Origin of the sequence: Streptomyces sp. AK08-02, from assembly GCF_033795085.1 — a bacterium.
GTDB lineage: Bacteria > Actinomycetota > Actinomycetes > Streptomycetales > Streptomycetaceae > Streptomyces > Streptomyces echiniscabiei.
This window is the reverse complement of sequence record NZ_JARAZV010000015.1, coordinates 76,199-101,450: the sequence shown is the minus strand read 5'-3', so window position 1 is coordinate 101,450 and position 25,252 is coordinate 76,199. Positions and strand designations below refer to the sequence as shown.

The following is a 25,252-nucleotide window of genomic DNA, read 5'->3' as shown; positions in this document are numbered from 1 at the left end:
TCCTCATGGACTCCTTCAACCATCTAGGAGGTGCCCATGTTGGATCGGAAAGAGGCTCGGGACGCGGAGTTCCAGAGCTTCGTCGTCGGCCGCTGGCCACGGTTGCTGCGCACGGCTTTCCTGCTCACGGGGGAGCAGCATGCCGCGGAGGACCTGGTCCAGTCGACGCTCGAACGGGCCTATGCGGCCTGGCGCAGGGTCGGCGCGGCCGACGACCCCGACGCGTACGTACGGCGCGTGATGATCAACGCGCACGCCCGCAGGCACCGCAGACGCCTCAAGGAGTTCCTGGCGCCGAAGGACCACTCGGGCCTCACCCACGAGCTGCCCGACGCCGACGACCGCATCGCGCGGTCGGACGACCGCGGCGCGCTGCTGACGGTGCTCGCCGCACTGCCCGCGCGACAGCGGGAGGCGGTGGTCCTGCGGTACTGGGAGGACCTGAGCGAGGCGCAGGCGGCGGAGGCCATGGGATGCAGCGTCGGCACGGTGAAGAGCAACGCGGCGCGGGGGATCGCGAAGCTCCGCGCCCTGCCGGGACTGGTCGAGGCACTCACGAACGGAGGGCGGAAGTGATGAGCGGGGACAGGGAGACGAACCACGACATGACGTACGACGAGGCGCACACGGACATCGCCCTCCTGCTGGCGGACGCGGCGGACGAGTTGGAGGTCGGCGCGGCCCCCTATCAGGCGGTGCTACGGGGAGGGAGGCGCCGCAAGACGCGCCGCTGGGCGGTGGCCGCCGCGGCCGCGACGGTGATCGCGGGGTCCACGGGGACGACGCTGGCGCTGGCGGGAGGCATGGGCGACGGGCACGGGGCGGGGCAGGTGGCCGCGCGGCCCTCGGCGGGGACGGTGAAGCAGAGTCCCGAACGGCGGGTGACGACTCTGGCCAGGGGCACGGACCACGGCAGGAAGTGGAAGGTCGACGCAGCCGTCTGGACCGCGCCGAAGACCACGGCGAAGGCACGCGCCCAACTCGCCGAGATGGCCCTGTACGGGGAGGAGCCGGTCAAGGTGGACAAGGCCTCGGACCTGGTGGGCGAGAGCTGGCACTTCGTGCACCTGACCGTGGGGGGCAAGCCGTCGACGGTGATCCTTAGAGCATTCAAGAAGGACGACGTGGTCGTGGGCAAGGCCCTCGAGGCGTACCCGATGCCGTTGGACACCGACCGGGTCGACGCCCCGCAGCGCCTGGTGATCGGGCAGGTCGCCCGGACCGTCCAGGAGGTCACCTGCACCTGGGGCGACGGCACGAAGACCCGGGTGGAACGGGCCCCTGCGGGGGCCGGCGACTTCAAGAACCTGATCCGCGAGGTGGACGGCTCCCCGAAGGACTGGTTCGTGTGCCTGGGACCGGACGGAGTGAACTTCGAGAAGGCGAAGGCCACGGGGTGAGGTGAGCGATGCGGGCAGGGCGGCGGCAGGGGTCACAACCCCCGCCGCGGCAGCAGGGTCACAACCACCCCTGCTGCCGCGCCTCCCGCATCGTCTCCATCCCGGTTGCGGGTGCCTGTCCTGCCGATCGCGGAGGAGAGGTGGTTGCGGACCGTGGACTCCGAGAGGTGGAGCTTGGCCGCGACGATCTTCCTCAGCGACGCGGCGCGGAGGGTGAATTCAACTGGTCGTCGCAGCACTTTGATCTCGGAGGTGTGCGACGTGGCCACGGCGGACTGGAGTTTGAAGACCTTCGTGCAGGCTGCTCGGTTTGTGGGGACGGTCGAGTCAGGAAGGCTTGACTGCCGAGACCGGGGTGACGGTCACCTTGTTGTCGCACTCGGCCCACACCCCGTCGTTCAGGGCGACCTGGTGCTTCCCGGAGGACGGCAGCCCGATGACCATCGTCGGATACGTCACCGGGGCCTTGCCCGACACGCAGTAGCCGTCGCCCTCCCCCTGGACCTGGACGAAGGTCAGCTTCACCCACGCCTTGCCCTGAGGCCGGACCGTCACGGTGGCCGCCCTGCCGGTGGGGGTGACCTTGAGCGGGGTGTTGCGGGTGGGGGAGCCGTTGCCTGCGCCCGCGACCGTCGGATGGCCCTTCAGGACGCACGTCCTCCGGGAGACGTTGGTGAACTCCACGACCGCCGCCCCGGTCCCGGTCCCGACGGGCCGGTGGGCGGCCTGCCAGGCGCTGACCTGGAGAGCGGAGGCCCGGCAGGCTGGCGGCGGGGTTGAGGCGGTGGTGCTCGCCGCCATGGCGGTGCCGGGCAGGATGCCGGTCACCGCCGCCGCGACGGCCGTGACCGCCGTCGTCGCCAGAGCCGCCCTGCGAATGCCGTTGCTGTGCCGCATGCTGTGGTCCCCCTGAGTCGTCTCGTCCGCGGGTTTCGGTGGTCGGTCGTTGCCCCGCGGTACGAGTGGTCGTCGTACGTGAGTGCAGACGGGGCGGGAGAGCGGCAGGGTTCCGTGCGGCGACTGCTCGTGACGGAACGGTGACGACAGGCCGCCCCCGGCGCGTACCGAAGGTGCGCTGAGTCGCTGGTCGCACAACCCGGCCCTCGTACGGACTCCGGGTCGCGGTGCTCCCCTCCTCAAGGGGACCGTCGGTGTCAGCTGCGGCCGGTCACGTACAAGGTCTGGGTGCTGCGGCCGAGTGGGCCCTTCTCGTCGTGCAGGGCGGACTCGGCGAGTCCGATGCCCGCGCCGTCCACCATCGTTCGGGCGTCGAGGCAGACCCATTCGCCCTGCGGGTGGCGGAGCAGGCTGACGGTGAGGTCGGCGTTGACGAAGGAGTAGTGGCGGAAGTCCAGCGCGGCGCTGACGCCGTTGCCGGAGTCGGCGGCCGTCAGTACCCGGCTGAGCGGTGTGGTCTCCTCGCCCGCGACCAGGGGGACCCGCATCCGCATCCAGGCCGTGGCCGGCCCTGGCTCCAGGAACGAACCGGCGGCGAAACGTACGTCCATCGCGGTGTGGTAGCCCTGGTCCCACGGCACCGGGAAGAACGCCTGCGGAGCCACGGCCCCGGGTACGGGCACCTGCTGACCCGGCGACACCTGCGGTACCGAGTCCGGCACGCTCTTCACCAGCAGAGCCGTCGCCCGCATCACCTCCTGGCCGCCGTCGGGTGTCAGAACGACCTCCACGAGCTCCACGCTGCGCCCGGCACGCAGCACCCGCGTGGCCACGCTCAGCGGCCGGATGGGGACCGGCCGCATGATCTCGTACGTGAGCCGGGCGACCCGCATGTCCGGGCGCCCGCCCGGCCGTTGTTCGACGGCCAGAGCGAGCAGCGCGGCCGGGGGACCGGCATGCTGGGATCCGGCGTCCCAGGGGCCCCGGGTGTAGGCGGTGGGGAGGAACCGGTCGTCGGCCTCCCGCTCGTAGAAGGCCTCGGCTTGCGACATCGGCATGTCTGCTCCTCCCGGGTCACACGGACTACCGAGGCATATTACTAAGCGCTTGGTCAGGACCCTGCGGCGGCGCCGAACCACCTGGTCAGCCGGCCGAGCAGCTCGCGCTGGTCCTCCCCGACCCAGGCCACGTATCCGTCCGGCCGCAGCAGCGCCGCGGGTACGTCGAGTTCGTCCAGTTCCTCGCCGGTGTCGACGACATGGTCGACCCGGTCCGCCCAGCCGGTCACCGAGAGCCGGCCCGTGGGGTCGAGGAGCAGGCCCCGGCCGGTGCGGGTCAGCTCGTAGAGGCGCCCCTGTTTCAGGGTCACGTCCCGCATGCGCCGGCCGAGCAGGTCGTGGCCCTCGCCGAAGTCGTAGCGGATGCCGATCCCGACGAGCTTCTCGATCAGGTGCCGCTTCACGTCCTCGAAGTCCATCAGCTCCGACAGCAGCCGGCGCACGGACCGCGGACCCGGCTCGGCGGACATCAGCAGCGTCTGGGCGCGGGTGCCGTCCAGTACGTCGGCGGCCACCTCGTGCCGTTCGTCGTGGTAGCTGTCCAGCAGCCCCTCCGGAGCCCAGCCGTTGATCTCCGCGGCCAGTTTCCAGCCGAGGTTGAACGCGTCCTGGATGCCGAGGTTGAGCCCCTGCCCGCCGACCGGCGGATGGATGTGCGCCGCGTCACCGGCCAGCAGCACCCGGCCGGTGCGGTAGCGCTCGGCCAGCCGGGTGCCGTCGCCGAAGCGGGAGATCCAGTGCGCGGAGTGCACACCGAAGTCGGTACCGGCGTACGCCCGCAGCTGCCGCTTGACCTCGTCGAGGGTCGGCGGGACCGAGCGGTCCTCGGCCACCCCGTCGGCGGGCACGACGACCCGGTACATCCCCTCGCCCCCCATGGGCCCGAGGCCGAACCACTTCTCGGTCTTGCGCACCTCGGCCACCACGGCGGCCACCGTCTCCTGCGGAACGCCCACCTTCATCTCGCCCAGCAACGCCTCCTGGCGGGTGGGTTCGCCGGGGAAACCGACGCCGAGCAGCTTGCGTACGGTGCTGCGCCCACCGTCGCAGCCGACCAGGAAGCGCGAGCGCAGCCGGGTGCCGTCGGCCAGTTCCGCGGTCACCCCGTCCTCGTCCTGGCTCAGCCCGACCAGCTCGCGGGAACGCCGGACCTCGACACCGACCTCGACGGCGTGCTCGTACAGCAGCCGGTCGGTGATGGTCTGCGGGATACCGAGTACGTAGGGATGCGCGGTGTCGAGCCGGTCGGGCGCGGGCTTCTCGATGGCGGCGAAGAACCCGCCGCCGACCGGATACCGCTTGCCGTGCTCCAGGAACCGCTCCAGCAGACCGCGCTGGTCCATCACCTCGATGCTGCGCACATGCATACCGAGCGAGCGGACGACCGGCGTCGGCTCCGCGTCCCGCTCCAGCACGACCACGCGTACGCCGTGCAGCCGCAGCTCGGCGGCCAGCATCAGGCCGGTGGGTCCGGCACCGGCCACGATCACGTCCATCATGAAACCCCCATTTCGGCAGCCTCGGTCGTCGCGATGCCCCGTTGCCCGCGATGCCCTCGATGCCCTCGATCCCCGCGTTCTCCGCAGGTCCGGGCTGCCTCGGCCGACGATTCTGCGGTACGAGGGGGGTCTTGCCACAAGCCCCCCACTGCGCTATAGCTTGAGAGTGGCAAGGAGTGCTGGACGACCTCCTTGCCTTTTCCTTTTCCTTCGGTGGCCCGGTGGTACCGTCGCGGAATGGACCCGCAGGAGCTCGCCAACCTCGCGCATCTGCGTCGGGCCCGGGATCTGATCGACCGGGAGTACGCGCGTCCGCTCGACGTCCCGACGATGGCCAGGCACGCGCTGATGTCACCGGCGCACTTCTCACGACGGTTCCGAGCGGCCTACGGCGAGACGCCGTACAGCTATCTCATGACCCGCCGGATCGAACGCGCGATGACGCTGCTCCGCGCCGGTATGAGCGTGACCGACGCGTGCATGACCGTCGGCTGTACCTCGCTGGGCTCGTTCAGCTCACGGTTCACCGAGATCGTCGGTCAGACACCGAGCGCGTACCGCGGCCGGGAGCACGACGCCGTGACGGCGATGCCCGCCTGCGTGGCGAAGGTGCGGACCCGGCCGAGCAGAAACCCTCCGGGCGACACCGGAAACGTACCGAGCAGGATTCGAGAAGCGGGCCCCACGGCCGCCGCCTAGCGTTGTCGGCATGGACATCGCACTGCACTACTGCCACATCACCGTCAACGACCCCGACGAGGCGCTCGCCTTCTACCGCGACGCTCTCGGCTTCGAGGTCCGCAACGACGTCGCCTCCGGCGAACACCGCTGGGTCACCCTCGGCAGCGCCGCCCAGCCGGACCTGGAGATCGTCCTCTCCGAACCGCACGCGGGCCGCTCCCAGGCCGACGGCGACGCACTCCAGGAACTGCTCACCAAGGGCGTCATGCCGATGTTCGTCTTCCGCACGGACGACCTCGATGGCATGTTCGAGAAGCTACGGGCCTCCGGCGCCGAGGTTCTCCAGGAGCCCATGGACCAGCCGTGGGGCCCGCGCGACTGCGCGTTCCGCGACCCCTCGGGCAACCTGGTACGGATCTCGCAGAAGCCGAAGGGCTGAGGGCTGAAGAGCTGAAGAGCTAGGGACTGCACCGCGGGAGCGACCGCGTCAGCCTCCAGGAAACCCGGACCAGCCAGACGAGACGGACGAGACGGAGACCCGATGAGCAGGACCCCGAGGTCGGACTCGCAGCCGGCCGCCGAGCCGCACGGTGCCGACACCCATGATCTGATCCGTGTGCACGGCGCGCGCGAGAACAACCTCAAGGACGTCAGCATCGAGCTGCCGAAGCGTCGGCTGACGGTGTTCACCGGTGTCTCCGGTTCGGGCAAGAGTTCGCTGGTGTTCGACACGATCGCGGCGGAGTCTCAGCGGCTGATCAACGAGACGTACAGCGCGTTCGTCCAGGGGTTCATGCCGACGCTGGCGCGGCCCGAGGTCGACGTACTCGAAGGGCTGACGACGGCGATCATCGTCGACCAGCAGCGGCTCGGTGCCGACCCGCGCTCCACGGTCGGCACCGCGACCGACGCCAACGCGATGCTGCGCATCCTGTTCAGCCGGCTGGGGCAGCCGCACATCGGGCCGCCGAGCGCGTACTCCTTCAACACGGCCTCGGTCCGGGCGAGCGGCGGTATCACCGTCGAACGCGGCGCGGAGAAGACGAAGACCGTCAAGGCGACCTTCAACCGCACCGGCGGTATGTGCACACGCTGCGAGGGCCGGGGCGCCGTCTCCGACATCGACCTCACCCAGCTCTACGACGACTCCAAGTCGATCGCCGAGGGCGCGTTCACCATCCCCGGCTGGAAGTCGGACAGCCAGTGGACCGTGCAGCTCTACGCCCAGTCGGGCTTCCTCGACCCGGACAAGCCGATCCGCGACTTCACCAGGAAGGAGATGCGGGACTTCCTCTACGGCGAGCCGACGAAGATCAAGGTCAACGGGGTCAACCTCACCTACGAGGGCCTGATCCCCAAGATCCAGAAGTCGTTCCTGTCCAAGGACAAGGAGGCACTGCAGCCGCACATCCGGGCGTTCGTGGAGCGGGCGGTCGCCTTCGCCACCTGCCCCGACTGCGAGGGCACCCGGCTCAGTGAGGGGGCCCGGTCGTCGAAGATCGGCAAGGTCAGTATCGGTGACGCCTGCGCGATGGAGATCCGGGACCTGGCCGAGTGGGTGCGCGGCCTCGACGACCCCTCGGTGGCGCCGCTGCTCACCGCGCTCCAGCACACGCTGGACTCGTTCGTGGAGATCGGGCTCGGCTATCTCGCGCTCGACCGCGCCTCGGGCACCCTGTCGGGCGGTGAGGCGCAGCGCGTCAAGATGATCCGCCACCTCGGTTCGGCCCTCACCGACATCACGTACGTGTTCGACGAGCCGACGATCGGCCTGCACCCGCACGACATCCAGCGCATGAACGACCTGCTGCTGCGGCTGCGCGACAAGGGCAACACGGTGCTGGTCGTCGAGCACAAGCCCGAGGTGATCGCCATCGCGGACCACGTCGTCGACCTCGGCCCCGGCGCCGGTACGGCGGGCGGCACCGTCTGCTTCGAGGGCACGGTGGAGGGACTGCGGACCGGCGGCACGGTCACCGGCCGCCACTTCGACGACCGGGCGTCCCTCAAGCCGGCCGAGGCGGTGCGCAAGCCCACCGGGCAGCTGCCGATCCGCGGCGCGACGAAGCACAACCTCCAGGGCGTCGACGTGGACATCCCGCTCGGGGTGCTGTGCGTGGTGACCGGTGTCGCCGGGTCCGGCAAGAGCTCGCTCATCCACGGGTCGCTGGTCGAGACGCGGGGCGCGGTCGACGGGGGTGTGGTGGCGGTCGACCAGACGCCGATCCGCGGCTCCCGACGCAGCAACCCGGCGACGTACACGGGACTTCTGGACCCGATCCGTACGGCGTTCGCCAAGGCCAACGGCGTCAAGCCGGCGCTGTTCAGCGCCAACTCGGAGGGCGCCTGCCCCACCTGCAACGGCGCCGGTGTCATCTACACCGACCTGGCGATGATGGCGGGCGTGGCCACGACCTGCGAGGACTGCGAGGGGAAGCGGTTCCAGGCGGCGGTGCTCGAGTACCGGCTCGGCGGGCGGGACATCAGCGAGGTGCTGGCCATGTCGGTGACGGAGGCGGAGGAGTTCTTCGGCGCGGGCGACGCGCGTACGCCGGCCGCGCACCGCGTCCTCGACCGGCTCGCGGACGTGGGCCTCGGCTACCTCAGCCTGGGCCAGCCCCTCACCACCCTGTCGGGCGGCGAACGCCAACGCCTCAAGCTGGCCACGCACATGGGCGACAAGGGCGGCGTGTACGTCCTCGACGAGCCGACGACCGGCCTCCACCTCGCCGACGTCGAACACCTCCTCGGCCTGCTCGACCGGATCGTCGACTCGGGTAAGTCGGTCATCGTCGTCGAGCACCACCAGGCGGTCATGGCCCACGCCGACTGGATCATCGACCTGGGCCCCGGCGCGGGCCACGACGGGGGCCGCATCGTCTTCGAGGGGACACCGGCGGACCTGGTGGCGGCCCGCAGCACCCTGACGGGGGAGCATCTCGCGGGGTACGTGGGGGTCTGAGGGCGGGGGCAGGGTCGGTCAAGGAGCGCGAGCGGGGCGTTCAGAACGGCAGCTCCCGTCCGTGCACGACCTCCAGCCGTGACACCGCCCGGGTCAGCACCACGTACAGCCGGTGCAACCCACGCCCGGTCGTGCCCTCGTCCTCCACGATCGCCGCCGGTTCCACCACGACCACATGGTCCCACTCCAGGCCCTTCACCGCCTTCGCCGGCAGCACCGCGACCCTTCCGCCGCTCACCGTGACCCCCGCCGCGCCCAGCGTCTCCCGCACCCCGGCCACCTCCCCGTCCGCCGCCACGACCCCCACCGACCCCTCCCCGGCCAGCGCCCGGCGTACCGCGGCCACCACATCCGCTGCCACGTCCGCCGACTCCACCACCCTCAACTCCCCGTCGCCGCGCAGGGATCGGGCCGGTGGCACCGGTACGTCCAGGTGGGCCAGCAGCCGGTTGGCGAAGGCGACCACCGTCTTCGGTACCCGGAACCCGATGGTCAGCGGGATCACCGTGGCGTCGGGTTTGCCCAGGTGGGCAAGGAGGGGCTGCCAGGCCCGGGCCGCCCACGGTGTGGTGCCCTGTGCCAGGTCGCCCAGGACCGTCAGAGAGCCGTACGGCACTCGGCGGGCGATCGCCCTGCACTCCATCGGGGAGAGGTCCTGCGCCTCGTCGATCACGACATGGCCGTAGCCCTCGGGGTGTTCGATCAGGCCGGCGACCTCGTCGAGGAGGACCAGGTCGGCGGCCGACCAGCGCGCCGACTTCCATGACCTCGGCGGTCGCGCCCAGTGCACCGCCCGCCGCTCCTCCTCGCCGAGGATTCCCTCGGCGGCTCGCGCCAACGCACCCTCGTCCGCCAGGAGTTCGGCCACCACCTCCGCCGGACGCACCCTGGGCCACACCGCCTCCACGTAGGCCCCGATCGGCCGCGCCCGCTCGATGCGCCGCACCCAGGAGTTCGGCTGCGGCCCCGCCCGCCGTTCCGCCTCCCGCTGGACGCGGTTCACGATCCGGGTCCGTACGCGCTCGCGGCCCACGGCGTACGGCGGTTGCTCGGCCCGTACGCCCGCCACGATCCGCGCCAGTTCCGCCGCCGGGATCCGCCAGCGGTACGAATCGTCCTTCACCTCAAGGGAGTTGGCGCGTTCCATGACCTCCTTGGTCGCCACGCGCGCGTACAGCGCCCGGCGCAGCACCTCCGCCATCCGCGCGTCGTGCTTCACGACGGCGGCCCGTTCGTCGTCCTCGGCGCGCACCGGGTGGCCCGCGATCTCGTCCGTGACCGTCGACTGCCGGACGCCCGTCTCGCCCAGGGCGGGCAGCACCTCCGAGATGTACGAGAGGAACGTGCGGTTGGGGCCGAGGATCAACAGGCCGCCGCGCTGGACGCGTTGGGGGTGGGTGTAGAGGAGGTAGGCGGCCCGGTGCAGGCCGACGGCCGTCTTGCCGGTGCCGGGGGCGCCCTGCACGCAGACGGAGACGCCGAGGCCCGCCCGTACGAGGTCGTCCTGTTCGGGCTGGATCGTCGCGGCGATGTCCCGCATGGGTCCGACCCGGGGCCGGGCGATCTCCCGGGCGACCAGACCGTCCGCGCCGCCCGCCAACTCCCTTTCCCTCGGGTCCGCTTCCCCCGCACCCGCCTCCGTGAGGTGCTCGTCCTCCAGGCCGGTGAGGTCGGCGGAGTCGCCCGTGCTGCCGGGTGCCCAGCCGAACCGGCGCCGTACGGCCACGCCCTGCGGGTCGCGGGCGCTCGCCTGGTAGAAGGCCCGGGAGACGGGTGCCCGCCAGTCCACGACGAGCGGCGGGCGCGTCGGGTGCTCGCTGATGCGCAGGCGGCCGACGTGGTAGCTCGCGCCTCTGTGATCGCCGCCCCGGTCGCCACCGGCGAAGTCCAACCGGCCGAAGAACAGGGGCCCTTCGGGCAGTTCGCCCAGTTCCTTCGCCTTGCTGCGCAGCTGGTAACCGAGCACCTCCGCGTCGGCCCCGGAGGCGGAGACGTCCGCGCCGGTGACGACGTGCTCCCGGGCACCGTCGATCATCGCTGCGAGGGCGGCGCGGCAGATGTCGTGATGGGCGCGTTCGCGGCGCAGCGAGTCGTGGAGCGGTGACTCGGGTGGCGGGGATTCGGAGCGCGGGGAGTCGGAGGGCGTCATTCCAGCCAGCCTACCGAAATAACGTAACCGAGTTACATATTTTACTCGGTCGCGTTGCTCACATCCCGCACCGCTTCCGCCGCCGACGCCGGCCGCAGCCACGGCAGCACCGCCTCCAGCTGCCCGAAGGCCTCCTCCGCCGCCGCGACCGCGTCCCCCCGCACCGCCTCCACCGACTCCCCCGCCGCGATCCGCCGCCAGTTCTCCTGCGCGAGAATCCGCTGTACGGCGATGATCTGGCCCGCCGCGAGCCGGGCCGCCAGGGTGTCGCCGAGGGCGGCGGCGAGCACGGCCTCAGAGCGCTGCTGGTACTCGTACGCCCGCGCGACCAGCGACGGGGTGCCGTAGAGCAGACGGTGGAAGGCGAGCACCGCCGGGGCGCCGTTGAGGCCGGTCACCGGGTCCTCGCGGCTCAGCCCGTCGAGGAAGTGCCGGCGCAACGCGTCGACCGGGGACAAGCCCGCACTCTCACCCTCGGCCGCCCGGGCCGCCCGCACCACCCGGGCCGCCTCGTCCTCGTGGTCCGCGAAGCGGTGCAGGACGAGGTCCTCCTTGGCCGGAAAGTACCGGAACAGCGTCGGCTTGGAGATCCCGGCCGCCGCGGCGACCTCCGCGACGGAGACCGCGCCGAAGCCCTTCTCCATGAAGAGCCCGATCGCGATCTCGGACACGTGTCGGTACGTCTGCTGCTTCTTGAGTTCGCGCAGTCCGGTTCCAGCCATGGGAGCGAGGGTACGCACCACCGCGCCCGCACCGGAAAATCGCGCCCACAGCGGTGGATGCCGGCCGCACGGCACGGGCTTCGGACAACCCACGGCAAACCCGCGGCTAACCCGGCAACGCGAGCCGCAGATACGGGTTCCCCATCGGCCCGGTCCCCAGGTTCAGCGCGGTCAGCGCGGCGTCCAGGGTCCGTCTGATCGACGCCACCGCCCGGTCGACGTTGGGTGCCTCCAGGTCGGTACGGGTGACCAGCCGGTCCAGGTCGACGTAGGCCGACCGGACGGTCTCCAGGCGTTCGTAGGTGGGCTGGTCGTGCCGCCAGTCGCGGGTGTAGTGCACCGGCAGGTTCCGCTCCCAGCGGGTCATCATGCTGTGCCGCTCGGCCGTACCGGACCGGGTGAGGTGCTGGTGGCGGATCAGGTCGTACAGCGGATCCCCCACCATCGCCAGTTCCCAGTCGACCAGCCCCAGAGAGAACCTTTCCTCGGTCAGGCGTACGAGGTTCCAGGGGTGCAGATCGCCGTGCAGGAGGGTCGGGGTGCGTGGGGTGACCCGGTAGCGGGACAGGATGCGGCGAAGGTGTCCGGGGTCGGGAAGGCCGTACTCCTCGGCGAGGCGGCGCGACCTCTCCGGCAGCGACTCGACCATGCGTACGAGGCGATCCGTCATCCGCTCGTAGAAGTCGCAGGCGGAGGCCGTCCGGTCGAGGCCGAGGTAGTCGACGGCGGTGAGCGCGCAGAGCTGGTCGACCAGGTCGTCGACCTCGTTCGGCCTGAGGCCGTCCACCGGGTGCTCGGGCGGAGTGTCACCGTCGCCCTGACCGACGTACGTCTGCACGGCGAAGGGGTCCCCCCGCTCACCGTCCACGCCCACGGCCAGCAGCCGAGGCGCCGACACATCGGGCGTCGCGCGCTCGATCTGCCGGAGCACCAAGTGCTCCGGCAGCACGCCCTGTTCACGCCGAGGGCAGGTGCCCTCGATCCGGCGGCGCACGACGACCGGGGTGGTCCAGCCCGGCACCCGCACCACCGAGTTGGCGTACGCCGTGCCCCTGCGCACGGCGCTCGCCGGCACCGACCGCTCCGCGAGGAGCGCGGCCCCGACCTGGGTGTCCGTGAAGTCGACCCGGTAGGGGTGGCCACGGCCCGGCCGCCAGTCGACGGACTCCGTCGCGCGACCGACGACGACCTCCTCGCCGTGCGCGAAGAGCGTCACGCGGAGCAGAATCCGGGCGATCGCCTCCGGGTCGGGAACGTCCCGCATGCCGAGTGGTTCGGCGGCGACCGTCAGGGCCCGGTGCACCCGCAGCACGGCGTCCGCGAGGTGGTGCCGGTCGGGCGAGCGTTCCAGGTCGCGCGCCGCGCGGATCACGTCGGGGAACACGGACTGGGCCCGTTCGAAGGCGAGATAGTGGGGCAGGTCCTCGTGCAGTCCGCGTACCGAGTCCGGACTCGTCCGGAGCATCCCCTCCTCCCAGGTGTCGATCACCTCCTTCACCTGCCACTCGGGGTAGCGCATGCGGATCAGATGGACGGCGAGATCGTGCAACGGATCGCCGTACGTGGCGAGTTCCCAGTCGACGACGAGCACCGACGGGTCGCCGGCGTACGGGATGACCACGTTGCCGCGGTGCAGATCGGCGTGGAGCAGGCTGTACGGGCGGGAGGTCATGTCGGGCAGCCGGGCGGCCAGCGTCGCCAGACCGTCCGCGGGGACACCCAGCGCCCGGAACAGCGGGCCGTACTCCGGCATGTTGGGCTTCCGGACCTCCCGGTCGGTGAGACCGGCGAGATGCCGCAGAAAGCCCCGACTGTCGCCGTCCCGCGGCCAGTCGGCGGGCAGCCGGGGCAGGGCGTCGCGCGGGACCAGCGCCAGCTGTGCCATTACGTCGGTCAACGCCACGATCCACTCCACGTCGACGGCGGAGTCGCCATGGTGGAACGCGGACAGCGGTTGTCCCTGCGCGAAGGTGTAGAGCTCGGACTGCCCCCAGTCCTCCATCAGGCACGTCGGGGCACCCAGCACGAAGTCCCTGATGGCGACGAGGATCGCGGCCTCCTCGAACGGCCAGGTCTTGACCGTCACGGTCGGCACGCCGGCCCTGGGTATCCGGACCATGACCTCCGTCCCCTCGGCGAGGGGTACGAGCCGGGCCATTTCCGGAGTGAGAGGGAGAACGAAGTTGTCGTTGTGTTGCCCGTTGTACAGCGTCCCGGTGTTGCGGGCCAGTTCCACGAACTGGCGGTACACGGTGGGCCGCCGGGCTGGATGTGCGCCCATGGAAGTCCTGTGCTCAGCGCTTCGAACGAGGGGATACTGACGATAGACCACGCGTGAGCACCCTGATGCCGAAGTCACTCGAAGGAGCTCAGGAGAAGCGGGTTTCCTTTTTCCTCCCACCCCGTTCCCAGTGCCAGCGCACTAGCGCCTTCATGACATCCCGAATAGTCGGTACGGCTGCGAGCCCCAGCGGATCCGCCGCACCCAGCAGAGCCTTGTGCACTTTCGAGGCCTCACGATAGAGCTGCGTCCAGTTGAACCTCGTACCGGAAACCAGAATCTGGGTCGCCCGGATGGAATCCGTGAAAACGGATTGCGCCCGTTTGAAGTCCATGATTTTCGGGAGGTCCTGTTCCCAGTTCTTCGCGCTGCCCGGCCTGATGTCCTCGGCGAGTGAACTCCAGCGCTCTGCCAGGGAATTCTGCTGCGCTCGCGGATATCGCATCAGGTACAGATGGGTGGCCAGGTCGTAGAGCGGGTCACCGAACATCGCCAGTTCCCAGTCGATGGTCCAGAGCCGGCCCTGGGGGTCCAGGACGAGGTTCTCCCTGTGGAGATCTGCGTGAAGCAGGCAGAACGGGCGTTCGGTCAGGTCAGAAACGTTCTTTCTGAGCCTTTTGAAGGAGTCCGCGTCGACGCCGAGCGCGTCGAAGAGGGACGCGAAGTCCGCCAGGTTGTCGCGGTAGACACGGTCCTCGGCGAAGGCGATGAGCCGTTCCAGGAATTCCGAGCTGTCTGGGTCCACGGCCCGGTCCTCGGGCTCGCACCGGCGCTTCGTGCCGAGAGTCTCCGCCGTGATGGCGAGCAACTGCCCGAAGAGCACGAGGATCTGGTCCACCAGCTCCTCCGGGACCTGCTGGCCGGAGCGATGGTGCGCGCCCAGCGTGCGGCCCTCGATGAACCGCTGGAGCCGCATGTCCCCGGCCGTGATGAGCTCGGGAATCCGGACCACACGCTTCTGGAGGTCCGCCAGCAGCTGTTCCTCCGAGACGAAGCAACGCCGGTCGAACCAGAGCAGGTTGCTGCGCGGCTCGCGCACCTTGCCGCGCAGTCGGCGGCCGTCCGCGGCCACCCCGGGCAGCGGGATCACGTGCGTCACGTGGTGGTAGCCCTGGAGCGTCTCCTCGACCACACGTACGTCGCCATCGGCCGGTCCGGTGGCACCCGCACGGCCCGCACCGGCGGCTCGCTCCGGAGCCGGAGACACTCGTTCGGCTGACATCGCCCGCTCTCTTGCCTGAGGACCCGTGAGGACCTGGGGTGACCCGGCTCGCCCCACCGGAACCCCTGGGGCCCGTTCCTGGCACCCCTCGTGACCCGCACCGACGATCGCGCACCACTGAACCCGCGGTGCCCACAACCGTGGTGGAGGAGTGATGCACGGTACTCCTCCGTGATTCAGCATGTTGCCAGAAGCGATTCTCCCGACCGCACCGGGCGATTGAGCGCCAGGTGCGCGCCCGCCGTAACTTCCGACGAACGAGGAGACTCATGAGTGGCGCCCCCGGTGATCCCCGCGCCCAGGACCCGCACCGTCTGCGCGCCCTGCTGCGCGACACGAACGCGGTACTGATCGACTTCGACGGCCCGGTCTGCGACCTGTTCGGCGGAGCCTCCACCGCGCACATCGCCACCGAGGTCAAGGCCCGTGCGGCACGGGTGTGGCCGCGAACCGAACTGGACGACGACGTCCGGGACTGCGACGACTCGCACGGCGTCCTCCTCCGGCTCGCCGCGATGGCCGACCGGCACGCGCCCGCGCTCGACGGTCCGCTCGACTGGGCGGACGAGATCGTCGAGAAGTACGAGTACACCGCGGTGCGTTCGGCCTCGGAGACAGCGGACGCCGGCCTTCTCGTCGAAGCGCTGCACGCCCTTGAGAAGCCCCTGGCGATCGTGAGCAACAACGCGGAGGGCCCCGTACGGGAACACCTGGAACGGGTAGGCCTGCTGAGGTTCTTCACAGCGGTCCGCGGCCGCGATCCGCACGATCCCCGGCTGATGAAACCCCATCCGGATTCGATCCTGCGGGCGTTACGGCTGCTCGGCGATCCGAAACCCGCGCAAACCCTACTGATCGGCGATCAGTTGACGGATCTGGCCGCCGCCGAAAGGGCCGGAGTACGTTTCCTCGGATTCACGCCGTACGACGACCGGGCCCGCGAAATGCTGCGCCGGGGCGCCGATTTCGTGGTCGCCTCGCACGCGCCGGTCATCAGCGTGGTGGAAAGTCTCACGGGCGACTAATCCGTCGCGACGTATTTCCAGACCGAGTCGAACCACGACTGCATACTTTCCACGAACAACGATCCCGAGGATTCAGGACCTCCGGAATCAGGACCGCCGGAAGCGGGACCTACGGAATCGGGGCGCCCTGAATCCGGGGTACCGGAATCGGGGCCCGCCTCGCCACGCACGTAGTGCATGAGGGTGGCGCCGATACCGATGACGTCGATCGCCGCGAGTGGCTTCGTCTCGTCCTCCAGCACGATGGGACGCTCGGTCACCTCGTACATGCCGTACAGCGCGTCCGTGCCGTTGAGCAGATAGAGCTTGAACACCGGGGCGATCGGCACCTGCCGGATCTCCACCTCGACGTTCTCCACCAGCCCTTCCGCCCGCAGCGTGCCCAGCACGTGCCGCAGCGAGGAGGTGTGCCGGTCGGTGATGGCCCGGAGGCGGTCCACGGGGCGGGTGTCGGTCGCGTCGCCGACGGCCCGTGGATACGGCAGGGGCAGATCGTCGGCGGGCAGCAGCATGCGCAGGGCGATGCTCCGCGGGGCGGCGATCTCCCTGGTCCTGATCCGTTCCGCCTGGAGCCAGATGTGGCCCTGGAGCGACTCGGACGTCAACGTGTAGACATCCAGGGTGACTTGGGGCTTCGTGAACGCCTCACGGATGTGCGGGGCCAGGGTCGTACGACCGGGATGCGCGATCCGCGCCGCGCCCACCGGTCGCACGGCGCCCACCGGTTGCGCACCGCCCGGTTGCGCACCGCCCGCCCGCCCGGGTTCCGGCACGCCGATCACCCGGGAGCCGCTGCCCTGCCGGGAATCGATCAGCCCCTCCCTGGTGAGCTCGCGCAGCACCCGCTGGACGGTGTCCCTCGACACCCCGAACTCCTGGGCCAGTTCACGCTGCGGAGGCAGCAGGGACCCCAGTGCGTAGACCGCGGGTTCCCCTTCGGTGACGGACATCCGGCCGAGCAGTTCGGCGAGGATCCGCTCGAACTCCCTACCGCCGCCCTCGGTGGCACGCTGACTGTCCTGTTGCTCACCCACACATCGACCGTACCTCTTCCGGACCGCCGCCACACCAATTTGCGTCAACCAACCAACCTACTGACCTGGGGAGTTAAGGGATCTCTCCATCCGGGAAAACCAATCCCGAAGGCAACCAGTCCAATTGGACGGCAAGTTGCGTGATTGACCGCTGCGGAAGGTGCGGGTGGGGGACATGCTTCTTCTTCAAGTGCTTTGGGCGTTATGCCAGTTCACACTGAGCACGCTGGCACAACTACGGCTCGGGCTCACCGGCCTGATCCTGCTGAGCGCGATATTCGTCGGAATCAGGGCGCGCCACAACGGCCTGGCCGTGGGCGCGGCCGTGGTGTTCACCCTGCTGATGACTCAGGCCTGACCCCGGAGCACCTTCAGCAGGGGCTCCAGTGAGCCCACGACCACCTCGGCACCAGCGTCCCGCAGCAGCTTCTCCTTGTGCTCGTTACGCGCGTAGCCGAGGAACGGAACACCCGCCTCCTGTGCGGCGAGGTAGTCCGAGGGGGTGTCGCCGATCATCAGGGCGGCCGACGGCGCCGCCCCCATCGCGTTCAGCGCACGGTTGAGACAGTGCGGGTGGGGCTTCAGATAACGGAGTTCCTGTGTACGGCCGTAGACGTGCGGGGCGAAGCACGAGGCGAGGCCTCGGCCGGCCAGATACTCGCGGACGACGAGCGGGGAGTTGTTGGTGGCGACCGCGAGCCGGGAGCCGACCGCCGACCAGGTGCGGATCAGCGGGTCGGCGTACGGGGTGGGCATCGCCAGGGACGCGGCCCGGAGTTCCTCCTGGGTGAGACGTTTCTCCAGCTCGTCCACCAGGTCGCTCCCGGGGTGCCGGCGGTCGACGGCGCGGAGCACGACGTGCGGGTCCAGGGACTCGCGCTCCGCGTCCGTCAACAGACCGTGCAGGCCCCGCCCTTCGAGCCACTCGACGAGTTCGACCGCCACCAGTTCCGCCGAATGGCCCGCGAACAGGCGGCAGACGGGTCCGTCGAAGTCCCAGAGCACGAAACGTGCGCGAGCGATCACTTCCCGCAGGTTCTCGGTCACGGAATCGTCCTTGGCGGTCGCCTGTTGGGTCTGTGCCGCATGGGTCTGTGTCGCGTCAGAGGTCACTAGGAGAGTGTCAGGTCCGTCGTGATGGTTTCCCAGAGGGCGTCGAACCACTTCTGGGATTGCTCGACGAACGCCGTGTCCCGTTCCCCGGCACCCTTCTCGAACGAGAAGAGGAGCGACTCGGTCCCCAGGGTGTCGTACATGTCGAGTGTCCCGCTCTCCATCGGCTCCTCGCGGCGGGCGATCATGTAGTACGCGATCAGCGCTTCCGTCTCGTTGAGCAGGTACAGCTTCACCGGCGGGGTGAACGGCAGCGCCCTGAACGTCACGCGTACGTCGATGCCGTGCGACGAGCGCAGGGCCAGCAGGTTGTGCCGGAGCACATGGCCCTGGGCGTTTCGCTGGGCCAGCCAGCGCTGGTGGACCGGGGCCTCTGCGTCGCCGCTGTCCTCGACGGGGACCGGGAAGGCCAGGGTGATGTCCCGGGACGGCAGCAGGATGCGTACGTCGATCGACTGAGGCCGGATGCGGCCCTCGTGGATCAGCCGGACCGGCTCGCCCACGGCCAGCATCAGGGTCTCCGCGGTGAGGCAGGCGGCGTCGACACGGACCTGCGGGGCCGAGAACGCCTCCGTCAGCCTCGGCGCCAGCCCCACCATCGTCGGCTGGGGGCCCTCCCGGGGCGGGAGGGCCTCGGCGACGCGCGGCGGGCTGCCCTTGCCGCCGTTGGTGAGCAGTTGCTCGGCGTGCAGGACGCGCAGCGCCTCCCGTACGGCTCCGCGCTCGACGCCGAACTCCTCGGCCAACTCCGCCTGGGTGGGCAGACGGTCGCCGGGTCGCAGATCGCCGGTGCGGATGCGGTCACGCAGGGCGGTTGCGATCTCCTGGGGCGACTGTCTTCTGCTGCCGTTCACTGTCCCGTTCTCCTGAGTCACGACCAAACGCTACAACTCCAACCCATCTTTGGGGAGTTGTTCGAAAGTTGTTTATGAGTAGTGCCCAAGTGGGGACAACTTAATCAGAGTTGGTTACCAACTTAGTGAAGTTGGCATAAGTTCCGCTCTCTACCCACCAACTCTGTGTGACACCGCTCCGGACACGCCCTGAAGGAGGAACCACCATGCCCGCCATCGCTCTCCTCGCCGCCGTCCTCATCACCGGCTTCCAGCAGTTCGTCAGCTGGCAGTACGGCACCTCCGGCGTCGTCGGCCTGACGCTGCTCACCATAGGCATCAAGGCCAGAAACCCGACCATCAGCTCCATCGGGGCCGTCGTGCTCGCCCTGCTCGTCACGGGGCCCGCCCTGTGACAGTGCCGGCACCAGGGACAGTCGACCGTGGGAGACCTCAGTCCGTGAGCACCAGCTCCGAACTGATCGTCTCCCACAGCGCGTTGAACCACAGGCGCGACTGCTCCACGAACGTCGTGTCGCGCAGTCCGGTGCCCCGCTCGAACGCGAACAGCATCGACCGGACGCCCTCGGCGTCGTACATCTCCACCTGCTCGTGGTCGATCTCCGCCTCGCGCCTCTTCAGCGTGTAGTACGCGAAGAGCGCCTCCGCCCCGTTGAGCAGGTACAGCTTCACCGGCGGTGTGAACGGCAGGGCCCGGAAGGAGACGCGCACGTCGATACCGTGCGTGCCGCGCAGGGCCAGCAGGTTGTGCCGGAGCACCTGCCCCTGGGCGTTGCGGTGGGTCAGCCAGCGGCGCTGCAGCCGACCGGTGGCCGACGCCCCGGCCGGGGAGCCGTCCGCGAGCTCCACGGGCGCCGGGAACGCGAGGTCGATGTCCCGGCTCGGCAGCAGCACCCGGACGTCGATCCTGGCCGGATTCAGCCCTCCGGCGTGGATCTGGCGCAGCGGTTCCCCGATGGCGAGGGTGAGCGAGACTGACGTCAGACACAGGGCGTCGATCTGGACGTGCGGCACCGCGAAGGCCGCCGCGATACGGGGCGCGAGGGCGACGGTGGTGGGCAGCGGCAGAGCGCCGGGGCCGGTCGGCACCGGTCCGGGGGTGGAAGCGACCGTCGCCGGACTCCCCTTGCTGACGTTGGTCAGCAGCCGCTCGGTGTGCAGGATGCGCAGCGCCTCCCGGACGGCACCCCGCTCGACGCCGAACTCCTGGGCCAGCCTGGCCTGGGTGGGCATGCGCTGACCCGGCCGCAGCTCACCGGTCCTGATCCGGGTGCGCAGGGCGTTGGCCACGTCACGGTGTGACGTCTGAGGCTCCACAGCCAAACCCTACAACTTCTTGCCATCTTTGTGCAGTTCAAGTGAAGATGGTTATGGGACGCCCCCAAGTGGAGATAAGTACAGTGAAGTTGGTGACCAACTTCCACAACATGGTGAAACCTTCCACAGGTTGGCGACCGAACTCTCTTCCGGAGGGGAGCCTGGAGCTCGGCAGCCATCACGACCGGAATCGAGGTCGGATCAGAAGATGTCCGGGCACCACGGCCGCCTGGACGTACGCAGCAGGGCGTCGGCCACCCGGGCGGCGCCCGCTCGTTCCTCCCGCACCCGACCCAGCGCGGCCAGCCGCACCGCCGACTCGTCACCGAGCCACAGCGCCGCCAACTCCCTTACATCCAGCGTAAGTTCGGCCGATTCACGCACCCCGGGCGTACACGAGCCGACGCCCTGCGGCGACACCTCCAGGCGGTACCGTCCCCCGGCGAAGCCGGCCTCGTCGACGACCTCCAGGACAAGACCGCGACCGCCGGCACCCCCCTCGTGACCGTCGTACGGACGCGCTTCCAAGGCCCGTACGACATCCAGGAGCCGCACCCACAACCAGTCCGCGTGCGTGGTGAGCCTGGCCGCCCGCGGGTCCGGCAGGAAGAAGGGGAGCAGGTCGTCCGGGGCCCGCCAGCCGGTCTTGACCTTGGTGATCCAGTCGATCGAGCAGAGGTACTGCCACAGGGCGCGCTCGGCGCCCGGGGTCGTGGCGATCAGCCAGTTGACGTCGGCGGTGTCGTGCGGCTGCTTGCCGTCCCACTTGTCGTCGGACTCGTACGAGACAAGCCCGTCGACCTGCCCGTCCGCCGACCGGTGGACGGCGTAGAAGGGCTCGTCCCAGGTCTCCCCGTACCGCACCACCCCGGTGTTGAGCTGCCACCAGCGCTCGTCGCGGCTGACGGCGCCCGGCTGCTGCCGGGCGAGCCGCGCGTGCAGCTCGGGCCCCAGCTTCCGTACGTCCGCCGCGTCCACGAGGTCGATACGGCCGCCGTCCGCCGGGCCCGCCCAGCGGGGGTCGAGGCCGGCGCGCGGGACGTCGATCGTCCACTCGGAGGTCGAGGTGGCGGGCCCGAAGCCGTACCGCCCGTAGATCGGGTACTCGGCGGCGATCAGCGTGGCGACGACGTCACCGCGCTCCTTCGCGGCGGCGAGGTCCCGCGCCATCATGCGGGTGAGGATGCCCCGGCGACGGTGGGTGGGCGACACGGTCACGTTCGAGACGGCGTCGGCGGGGACGGTCGCACCACCGCCGACGCTCAGTTCCTGCGGGAACGAGCGGAACGTCGCCACGCAGCGTTCACCGTCGAAGGCGCCGAGGGACCGCCCCGGCCGGAACGCCCCGCGGTTCGCCTCCAGCCCCGCGTCGGTGACCTCGGGCGACCGGAGGAACCCGACCTGCAGGGCCCTGGTCCACTCCCGGAGTCCGTCCTCGGTGACGGCGCGAATGTCGATGTCGGCACGGGGGGTCATGCATTCAGGCTAGGGGGAGGGGTGGAGGGTGTCGCGCGGATTTTTCTCGCCCGACCACTCCGACCGACCCGGGTCAGATGAGCAGGTCCTCCACCTGTGCCTCGCCCTCCCGGTACCGCCGGGTGATCTCGCCGCTGCAGTCGTCCGCCGTCCGCTGCAACCCCTGCCGCCGCTGGGAGACCTGCTGCTCGTACCCCACGAGCCTGCCCATCGCCGCCGTCAGCTCCGGGTCCGTCCGCGCGTCCAGGTCCGACAGCTCCACCTCGGCGAGCATCTCCGCCGCGAGCTGCCCGTACTCCTCGCTGTGCGGCGTCCCCAGCGTCAGGTGCCGCGCCGACGACCGGTGCCGGGCCGGGGCGTCCGTCAGGATCTCCGACAGCCGCTCGACGACCGACCCCTCCCCCACCGCGACCACGGACGTGGGCCCGCGCCGCGCCAGCTCCGCCCGCAGGATGTCGATGCGCCCCTGCAGCAGCCGCCGTACGTAACTGAGGTCGGCCTCGTCGCGCTGGGCGTCCCGGCGCAGGGCGCGCAGCTCGGACAGCCGCAGCACGGTGAGGTCGTGGCCGGGCGGAGCGGGGGCCAGCAGCGCACTGATCGACGTGACCGGAGCGGCCGGAACGGCCTGACCCGCGTTGCGCTGCGCGGGCGGCCGGGCGGCCGTATGAGGCCGCCCGGTACTCGGTGTGCTCATGTGCCTCAACCGTCCCCTCGACAGGCGAATGGGAGCATCGTGCCACCCCAAGTGGCCGCTATGTGACCGAGTGCCCCCGAACGGCCCCAGATAGGGGCTTAAGGATCAAAAAGAATCCCTCCAACGGCACGGCATGATGGGCGTATGCGAGCAGTGGTGCAGAGGGTGGACGGCGCGAGCGTCGTCGTCAACGGTGAGGTGACCGGCGAGATCACGGGCGAGGGCCTGTGTGTCCTCGTCGGGGTCACGCACGAGGACACCAAGGAGAAGGCGGCCCAACTGGCCCGGAAACTCTGGTCGATCCGCATGCTGGCGGACGAGAGGTCGTGCTCCGACATCGACGCCCCGCTGCTCGTCATCAGCCAGTTCACCCTGTACGGCGACGCCCGCAAGGGCCGCCGCCCCACCTGGAACGCGGCGGCCCCGGGCGATGTCGCCGAACCGCTCGTCGACGAGGTGGTCGCCCAACTCCGTTCCCTGGGCGCGACGGTGGCGACGGGCCGCTTCGGCGCCCAGATGCGGGTGACCCTGACGAACGACGGCCCGTTCACGGTCCTCGTGGAGATGTGAACGTGAACTACGGAACGTGAACTACGGCTCGACCACGACCTCCTGTGCGGCGGCCGTCGTGTCGGCCATCAGCCGTGCGTCCACCGCCACGTTCCGCTTCACCAGCGCGAGGGCGACCGGCCCCAGCTCGTGATGGCGTACGGACGTCGTGATGAACCCGATCCTGCGCCCGTCGGGCCCGTCGTCCGCGAGCCGCAGTTCCGTGCCGGCCGGCGGCAGATGGACCTCGCTGCCGTCCAGGTGCAGGAAGACGAGCCGACGCGGCGGCTTGCCCAGGTTCTGGACCCGGGCGACCGTCTCCTGGCCCCGGTAGCAGCCCTTCTGCAGATGCACGGCCGTGCCGATCCAGCCCAGCTCGTGCGGGATGGTCCGGTGGTCGGTCTCGAAGCCGAGCCGCGGCCGGTGCTGCTCGACCCGCAGCGCCTCGTACGCCAGCAGCCCCGCCGCCGGTCCGGCCTTCTCGGCGTACGACTCCAGGTCGGCCCGGGGCAGGAACAGATCCCGCCCGTACGCCGTCTCGCGTACGGCGACGCCGTCAGGGACCTCGGCGATGGCACCGGCGGGGAGGTGCACCACCGCGAACTCGTCGGTCCGGTCGGCGACTTCGACCCGGTAGAAGAACTTCATCGACTCCAGGTAGGCGATCAGCGCCTCCTGGGTGCCCGGTTCCACATGGGCCCAGGTGGTCGTACCGTCGTCGACCAGATACAGCGCGTGCTCGATGTGACCGTGCGCGGACAGCACCAGCGCCTCGGTGGCCTGGCCCACGGGCAGGTCGCTGACGTGCTGGGTGAGCAGCAGATGCAGCCAGGTCAGCCGGTCGTCGCCGGTGACGGTGACCACGCCCCGGTGGGAGAGGTCGACGAATCCGCTGCCCTCGGCGAGGGCCCGCTGTTCACGGAACAGCTCGCCGTAATGGGCGGCGACACCTTCGTCCACCCCCTCGGCGGACACGGCACCGGGCAGGAACAGCAGAGGGCTCTTCATGGGACAAGCCTACGACGACGCTTACGACTCGGTAGTTGAACCCTTGAGTTCCTTGCCGCCCACGGCCCCCTCGGCCCCGTTGGCCCCCTTGGCCGAGCAGTCCTTGCACCGGCCGAAGATCGCGAAGTGCTTCATGTCGGTCTCGAACCCGAAGTCCGCGCGCAGCTTGGCGGTGAAGTCGGCGGCGACGGCGACATCCGTCTCGATCACGTTGTCGCAGTCGCGGCAGACCAGATGGATGTGGTGGTGCCGGTCGGCGAGGTGGTAGGTGGGCGCGCCGTGCCCGAGGTGGGCGTGGCTGACCAGCGCCAGCTCCTCCAGGAGCTCCAGGGTCCGGTAGACCGTGGAGATGTTGACCCCCGACGCCGTCTTCCGTACTTCCACGAGGATGTCGTCGGGTGTCGCGTGCTCAAGGGTGTCCACGGCTTCGAGGACAAGCTGGCGTTGCGGGGTCAGCCGGTAACCGCGCTGTCGCAGATCACTTTTCCAGTCGGTGCTCACCACACCGCCCAGTCTAGGTCTACTTGAAAAATGCGATGCCGTCGTCCGGCATGTCGTCCGGAAGGGCCTTCGCCCAGCGTTCGACGTCCTCCGGGGTGACGACCTTCTTCAGGTGGGCCGACATGTACGGGCGCAGCTCGACGTCCGGGGTCTGCTTCTCGCCGACCCACATGAGGTCGCTGTGCACGTACCCGTAGAGCCGCTTGCCACCGGTGTACGGCCCCGAGGCCGCCGTCCGTGCCACGGCGTCGGTGACGATGTCGATCTGCGGCTTCTTGGCGGCCAGGTCGCCGTACCAGACCTCGACGACACCGTCCTGGCGGACCATGACGACCTCGACCTTGCGGTCGGCGTCGATGCGCCAGTAGCCGGACTCGGACTCCAGGGGCCTGACCTTGTTGCCGTCGGCGTCCAGCACCCACGAGTGGGAGTGGTACTCCAGGAAGTCACGTCCGTCGTGCGTGAAGGTGACCTCCTGCCCGAAGTTGCACTTCTCGTCGCCAGGGAAGTCATAGACCCCCGCGCCGGCCCACTCGCCGAGCAGGAAGACGAGAGGCACAAGGTCCTTGTGCAGGTCGGACGGGATCTCGATCATGAGCGACGGTTCCTGTGATTCCTGGAGAAGGGGGTCAGCGCTGGCCCTGGTACAGCTTCTTGACCGTCAGACCGGCGAAGGCGAGAACGCCGACGGCGACCAGAACAAGCAGGGCTTCGAAGAATGCCTCAAGCACGGGGTGCTCCTCGGACGATCGGTTGTGTGCACAAGAGCCGGGCCCAAGCTTACGCGGCCTGGGCCCGGCTCTCTCGGCC

25 protein-coding genes and 1 pseudogene are annotated in these 25,252 nt (G+C 69.9%); 9 read left to right on the top strand and 17 right to left on the bottom strand.

All coding sequences use genetic code 11. The annotated features are described in order from the left end of the window. Positions 1-36: 36 nt before the first annotated feature. Both PV734_RS29960 and PV734_RS29955 read left to right on the top strand, forming a co-directional pair. Positions 37-576 (top strand): SigE family RNA polymerase sigma factor, encoded by a 540-nt coding sequence (locus tag PV734_RS29960; RefSeq protein ID WP_319097149.1) that lies wholly within the window; start codon positions 37-39, stop codon positions 574-576. Continuing rightward, a complete protein-coding gene (locus PV734_RS29955) occupies positions 576-1,400 on the top strand; it encodes a hypothetical protein (protein WP_319292777.1) in 825 nt (274 codons plus the stop codon). The genes PV734_RS29960 and PV734_RS29955 overlap by 1 nt, the downstream gene beginning before the upstream one ends. Positions 1,401-1,458: 58 nt before the next feature. Here the strand turns inward: PV734_RS29955 and PV734_RS29950 are convergent. From PV734_RS29950 to rox, 4 genes and pseudogenes are all read right to left on the bottom strand, one after another. Continuing rightward, positions 1,459-1,585, bottom strand: a pseudogene (locus PV734_RS29950) (LuxR C-terminal-related transcriptional regulator); the annotation flags it as partial. Positions 1,586-1,727: 142 nt separating this feature from the next. Then, on the bottom strand, positions 1,728-2,297 hold the full coding sequence (locus tag PV734_RS29945; RefSeq protein ID WP_319097147.1) for a DUF4232 domain-containing protein: 570 nt from the start codon (positions 2,295-2,297) through the stop codon (positions 1,728-1,730). A 257-nt stretch (positions 2,298-2,554) separates the two neighbouring features. Beyond that, positions 2,555-3,355 (bottom strand): thioesterase family protein, encoded by an 801-nt coding sequence (locus PV734_RS29940; protein ID WP_319097146.1) that lies wholly within the window; start codon positions 3,353-3,355, stop codon positions 2,555-2,557. Positions 3,356-3,408: 53 nt separating this feature from the next. Next, positions 3,409-4,854: a rifampin monooxygenase gene (gene rox, locus PV734_RS29935; RefSeq protein WP_319292775.1), complete on the bottom strand. Its 1,446-nt coding sequence runs from the start codon at positions 4,852-4,854 to the stop codon at positions 3,409-3,411. Positions 4,855-5,091: 237 nt separating this feature from the next. On the opposite strand from rox, the gene PV734_RS29930 reads away from it, so the two are divergent. The 3 genes from PV734_RS29930 (at position 5,092) to PV734_RS29920 (ending at position 8,497) form a co-directional block, all read left to right on the top strand. Beyond that, positions 5,092-5,553: a helix-turn-helix transcriptional regulator gene (locus tag PV734_RS29930; protein ID WP_319097144.1), complete on the top strand. Its 462-nt coding sequence runs from the start codon at positions 5,092-5,094 to the stop codon at positions 5,551-5,553. A gap of 10 nt (positions 5,554-5,563) precedes the next feature. Continuing rightward, complete coding sequence (locus PV734_RS29925; protein WP_319097143.1) at positions 5,564-5,974, top strand: VOC family protein; 411 nt, start codon at positions 5,564-5,566, stop codon at positions 5,972-5,974. 102 nt (positions 5,975-6,076) lie between these two features. Then, entirely contained in the window at positions 6,077-8,497 is a 2,421-nt protein-coding gene (locus PV734_RS29920; protein WP_319292773.1) for an excinuclease ABC subunit UvrA, read from the top strand. Between the two features lie 40 nt (positions 8,498-8,537). Here the strand turns inward: PV734_RS29920 and PV734_RS29915 are convergent, their stop codons facing one another. From PV734_RS29915 to PV734_RS29900, 4 genes are all read right to left on the bottom strand, one after another. Continuing rightward, positions 8,538-10,646 carry an AAA family ATPase gene (locus PV734_RS29915; RefSeq protein WP_319292771.1) on the bottom strand — a complete coding sequence of 703 codons (2,109 nt, stop codon included), beginning with the start codon at positions 10,644-10,646 and terminating at the stop codon, positions 8,538-8,540. Between the two features lie 41 nt (positions 10,647-10,687). Beyond that, a complete protein-coding gene (locus tag PV734_RS29910) occupies positions 10,688-11,368 on the bottom strand; it encodes a TetR/AcrR family transcriptional regulator (RefSeq protein ID WP_319292769.1) in 681 nt (226 codons plus the stop codon). Between the two features lie 106 nt (positions 11,369-11,474). After that, positions 11,475-13,649 carry an aminoglycoside phosphotransferase family protein gene (locus tag PV734_RS29905; protein WP_319292767.1) on the bottom strand — a complete coding sequence of 725 codons (2,175 nt, stop codon included), beginning with the start codon at positions 13,647-13,649 and terminating at the stop codon, positions 11,475-11,477. Positions 13,650-13,737: 88 nt separating this feature from the next. Further along, positions 13,738-14,871 (bottom strand): phosphotransferase, encoded by a 1,134-nt coding sequence (locus PV734_RS29900; protein ID WP_319292765.1) that lies wholly within the window; start codon positions 14,869-14,871, stop codon positions 13,738-13,740. Positions 14,872-15,140: 269 nt separating this feature from the next. Between PV734_RS29900 and PV734_RS29895 the strand changes: the two genes are divergently transcribed. Next, complete coding sequence (locus PV734_RS29895; RefSeq protein WP_319292763.1) at positions 15,141-15,896, top strand: HAD family hydrolase; 756 nt, start codon at positions 15,141-15,143, stop codon at positions 15,894-15,896. Here PV734_RS29895 and PV734_RS29890 read toward each other — a convergent pair. Next, on the bottom strand, positions 15,893-16,930 hold the full coding sequence (locus PV734_RS29890; protein WP_319097136.1) for a winged helix-turn-helix domain-containing protein: 1,038 nt from the start codon (positions 16,928-16,930) through the stop codon (positions 15,893-15,895). The two genes, PV734_RS29895 and PV734_RS29890, sit on opposite strands and share 4 nt — an antisense overlap. 175 nt (positions 16,931-17,105) lie before the next feature. Between PV734_RS29890 and PV734_RS29885 the strand changes: the two genes are divergently transcribed. Then, entirely contained in the window at positions 17,106-17,288 is a 183-nt protein-coding gene (locus tag PV734_RS29885) for a hypothetical protein (protein WP_319097135.1), read from the top strand. Here the strand turns inward: PV734_RS29885 and PV734_RS29880 are convergent. Together PV734_RS29880 and PV734_RS29875 are read right to left on the bottom strand one after the other, a co-directional pair. Beyond that, positions 17,279-18,094, bottom strand: a complete 816-nt coding sequence (locus tag PV734_RS29880; protein ID WP_415924286.1) for an HAD family hydrolase — start codon at positions 18,092-18,094, stop codon at positions 17,279-17,281. The genes PV734_RS29885 and PV734_RS29880 overlap by 10 nt on opposite strands. Beyond that, positions 18,043-18,924 carry a GntR family transcriptional regulator gene (locus tag PV734_RS29875; protein WP_319097133.1) on the bottom strand — a complete coding sequence of 294 codons (882 nt, stop codon included), beginning with the start codon at positions 18,922-18,924 and terminating at the stop codon, positions 18,043-18,045. The genes PV734_RS29880 and PV734_RS29875 overlap by 52 nt, the downstream gene beginning before the upstream one ends. A gap of 179 nt (positions 18,925-19,103) precedes the next feature. Between PV734_RS29875 and PV734_RS29870 the strand changes: the two genes are divergently transcribed. Further along, positions 19,104-19,292 carry a hypothetical protein gene (locus tag PV734_RS29870; protein ID WP_319097132.1) on the top strand — a complete coding sequence of 63 codons (189 nt, stop codon included), beginning with the start codon at positions 19,104-19,106 and terminating at the stop codon, positions 19,290-19,292. A 37-nt stretch (positions 19,293-19,329) separates the two neighbouring features. Here PV734_RS29870 and PV734_RS29865 read toward each other — a convergent pair whose 3' ends face one another. The 3 genes from PV734_RS29865 to PV734_RS29855 form a co-directional block, all read right to left on the bottom strand. After that, positions 19,330-20,214 (bottom strand): winged helix-turn-helix domain-containing protein, encoded by an 885-nt coding sequence (locus tag PV734_RS29865; RefSeq protein ID WP_319097131.1) that lies wholly within the window; start codon positions 20,212-20,214, stop codon positions 19,330-19,332. A 201-nt stretch (positions 20,215-20,415) separates the two neighbouring features. Continuing rightward, positions 20,416-21,690, bottom strand: coding sequence for a GNAT family N-acetyltransferase (locus PV734_RS29860; protein ID WP_319097130.1), 1,275 nt, complete (start codon positions 21,688-21,690; stop codon positions 20,416-20,418). Positions 21,691-21,763: 73 nt separating this feature from the next. Further along, positions 21,764-22,384, bottom strand: a complete 621-nt coding sequence (locus PV734_RS29855; RefSeq protein WP_319097129.1) for an aerial mycelium formation protein — start codon at positions 22,382-22,384, stop codon at positions 21,764-21,766. Positions 22,385-22,528: 144 nt separating this feature from the next. On the opposite strand from PV734_RS29855, the gene dtd reads away from it, so the two are divergent. Beyond that, on the top strand, positions 22,529-22,954 hold the full coding sequence (gene dtd / locus PV734_RS29850) for a D-aminoacyl-tRNA deacylase (RefSeq protein WP_319292761.1): 426 nt from the start codon (positions 22,529-22,531) through the stop codon (positions 22,952-22,954). A gap of 21 nt (positions 22,955-22,975) precedes the next feature. Here the strand turns inward: dtd and PV734_RS29845 are convergent, their stop codons facing one another. Genes PV734_RS29845 through PV734_RS29835 form a run of 3 tightly spaced genes read right to left on the bottom strand, consistent with a single transcriptional unit; the run spans position 22,976 to position 25,037 of the window. Then, entirely contained in the window at positions 22,976-23,941 is a 966-nt protein-coding gene (locus PV734_RS29845) for a folate-binding protein (protein WP_319097127.1), read from the bottom strand. A gap of 21 nt (positions 23,942-23,962) precedes the next feature. Further along, positions 23,963-24,445 (bottom strand): Fur family transcriptional regulator, encoded by a 483-nt coding sequence (locus PV734_RS29840; RefSeq protein WP_319292759.1) that lies wholly within the window; start codon positions 24,443-24,445, stop codon positions 23,963-23,965. Between the two features lie 16 nt (positions 24,446-24,461). Next, on the bottom strand, positions 24,462-25,037 hold the full coding sequence (locus tag PV734_RS29835) for an FABP family protein (RefSeq protein ID WP_319097125.1): 576 nt from the start codon (positions 25,035-25,037) through the stop codon (positions 24,462-24,464). Positions 25,038-25,252 lie beyond the last annotated feature (215 nt).

Excerpts from the sequence above, each read along its gene's own strand:
- PV734_RS29895 (WP_319292763.1), top strand. The coding sequence starts at position 15,141 with ATGAGTGGCGCCCCCGGTGATCCCCGCGCCCAGGACCCGCACCGTCTG.
- PV734_RS29925 (WP_319097143.1), top strand. The coding sequence starts at position 5,564 with ATGGACATCGCACTGCACTACTGCCACATCACCGTCAACGACCCCGAC.
- PV734_RS29845 (WP_319097127.1), bottom strand. The coding sequence starts at position 23,941 with ATGAAGAGCCCTCTGCTGTTCCTGCCCGGTGCCGTGTCCGCCGAGGGG.
- PV734_RS29885 (WP_319097135.1), top strand. The coding sequence starts at position 17,106 with ATGCTTCTTCTTCAAGTGCTTTGGGCGTTATGCCAGTTCACACTGAGC.
- PV734_RS29915 (WP_319292771.1), bottom strand. The coding sequence starts at position 10,646 with ATGACGCCCTCCGACTCCCCGCGCTCCGAATCCCCGCCACCCGAGTCA.
- PV734_RS29930 (WP_319097144.1), top strand. The coding sequence starts at position 5,092 with ATGGACCCGCAGGAGCTCGCCAACCTCGCGCATCTGCGTCGGGCCCGG.
- PV734_RS29900 (WP_319292765.1), bottom strand. The coding sequence starts at position 14,871 with ATGTCAGCCGAACGAGTGTCTCCGGCTCCGGAGCGAGCCGCCGGTGCG.
- PV734_RS29870 (WP_319097132.1), top strand. The coding sequence starts at position 19,104 with ATGCCCGCCATCGCTCTCCTCGCCGCCGTCCTCATCACCGGCTTCCAG.
- PV734_RS29835 (WP_319097125.1), bottom strand. The coding sequence starts at position 25,037 with ATGATCGAGATCCCGTCCGACCTGCACAAGGACCTTGTGCCTCTCGTC.
- PV734_RS29855 (WP_319097129.1), bottom strand. The coding sequence starts at position 22,384 with ATGAGCACACCGAGTACCGGGCGGCCTCATACGGCCGCCCGGCCGCCC.
- PV734_RS29955 (WP_319292777.1), top strand. The coding sequence starts at position 576 with ATGAGCGGGGACAGGGAGACGAACCACGACATGACGTACGACGAGGCG.
- PV734_RS29920 (WP_319292773.1), top strand. The coding sequence starts at position 6,077 with ATGAGCAGGACCCCGAGGTCGGACTCGCAGCCGGCCGCCGAGCCGCAC.
- dtd (WP_319292761.1), top strand. The coding sequence starts at position 22,529 with ATGCGAGCAGTGGTGCAGAGGGTGGACGGCGCGAGCGTCGTCGTCAAC.
- PV734_RS29860 (WP_319097130.1), bottom strand. The coding sequence starts at position 21,690 with ATGACCCCCCGTGCCGACATCGACATTCGCGCCGTCACCGAGGACGGA.
- rox (WP_319292775.1), bottom strand. The coding sequence starts at position 4,854 with ATGATGGACGTGATCGTGGCCGGTGCCGGACCCACCGGCCTGATGCTG.
- PV734_RS29945 (WP_319097147.1), bottom strand. The coding sequence starts at position 2,297 with ATGCGGCACAGCAACGGCATTCGCAGGGCGGCTCTGGCGACGACGGCG.
- PV734_RS29960 (WP_319097149.1), top strand. The coding sequence starts at position 37 with ATGTTGGATCGGAAAGAGGCTCGGGACGCGGAGTTCCAGAGCTTCGTC.
- PV734_RS29905 (WP_319292767.1), bottom strand. The coding sequence starts at position 13,649 with ATGGGCGCACATCCAGCCCGGCGGCCCACCGTGTACCGCCAGTTCGTG.
- PV734_RS29940 (WP_319097146.1), bottom strand. The coding sequence starts at position 3,355 with ATGCCGATGTCGCAAGCCGAGGCCTTCTACGAGCGGGAGGCCGACGAC.
- PV734_RS29910 (WP_319292769.1), bottom strand. The coding sequence starts at position 11,368 with ATGGCTGGAACCGGACTGCGCGAACTCAAGAAGCAGCAGACGTACCGA.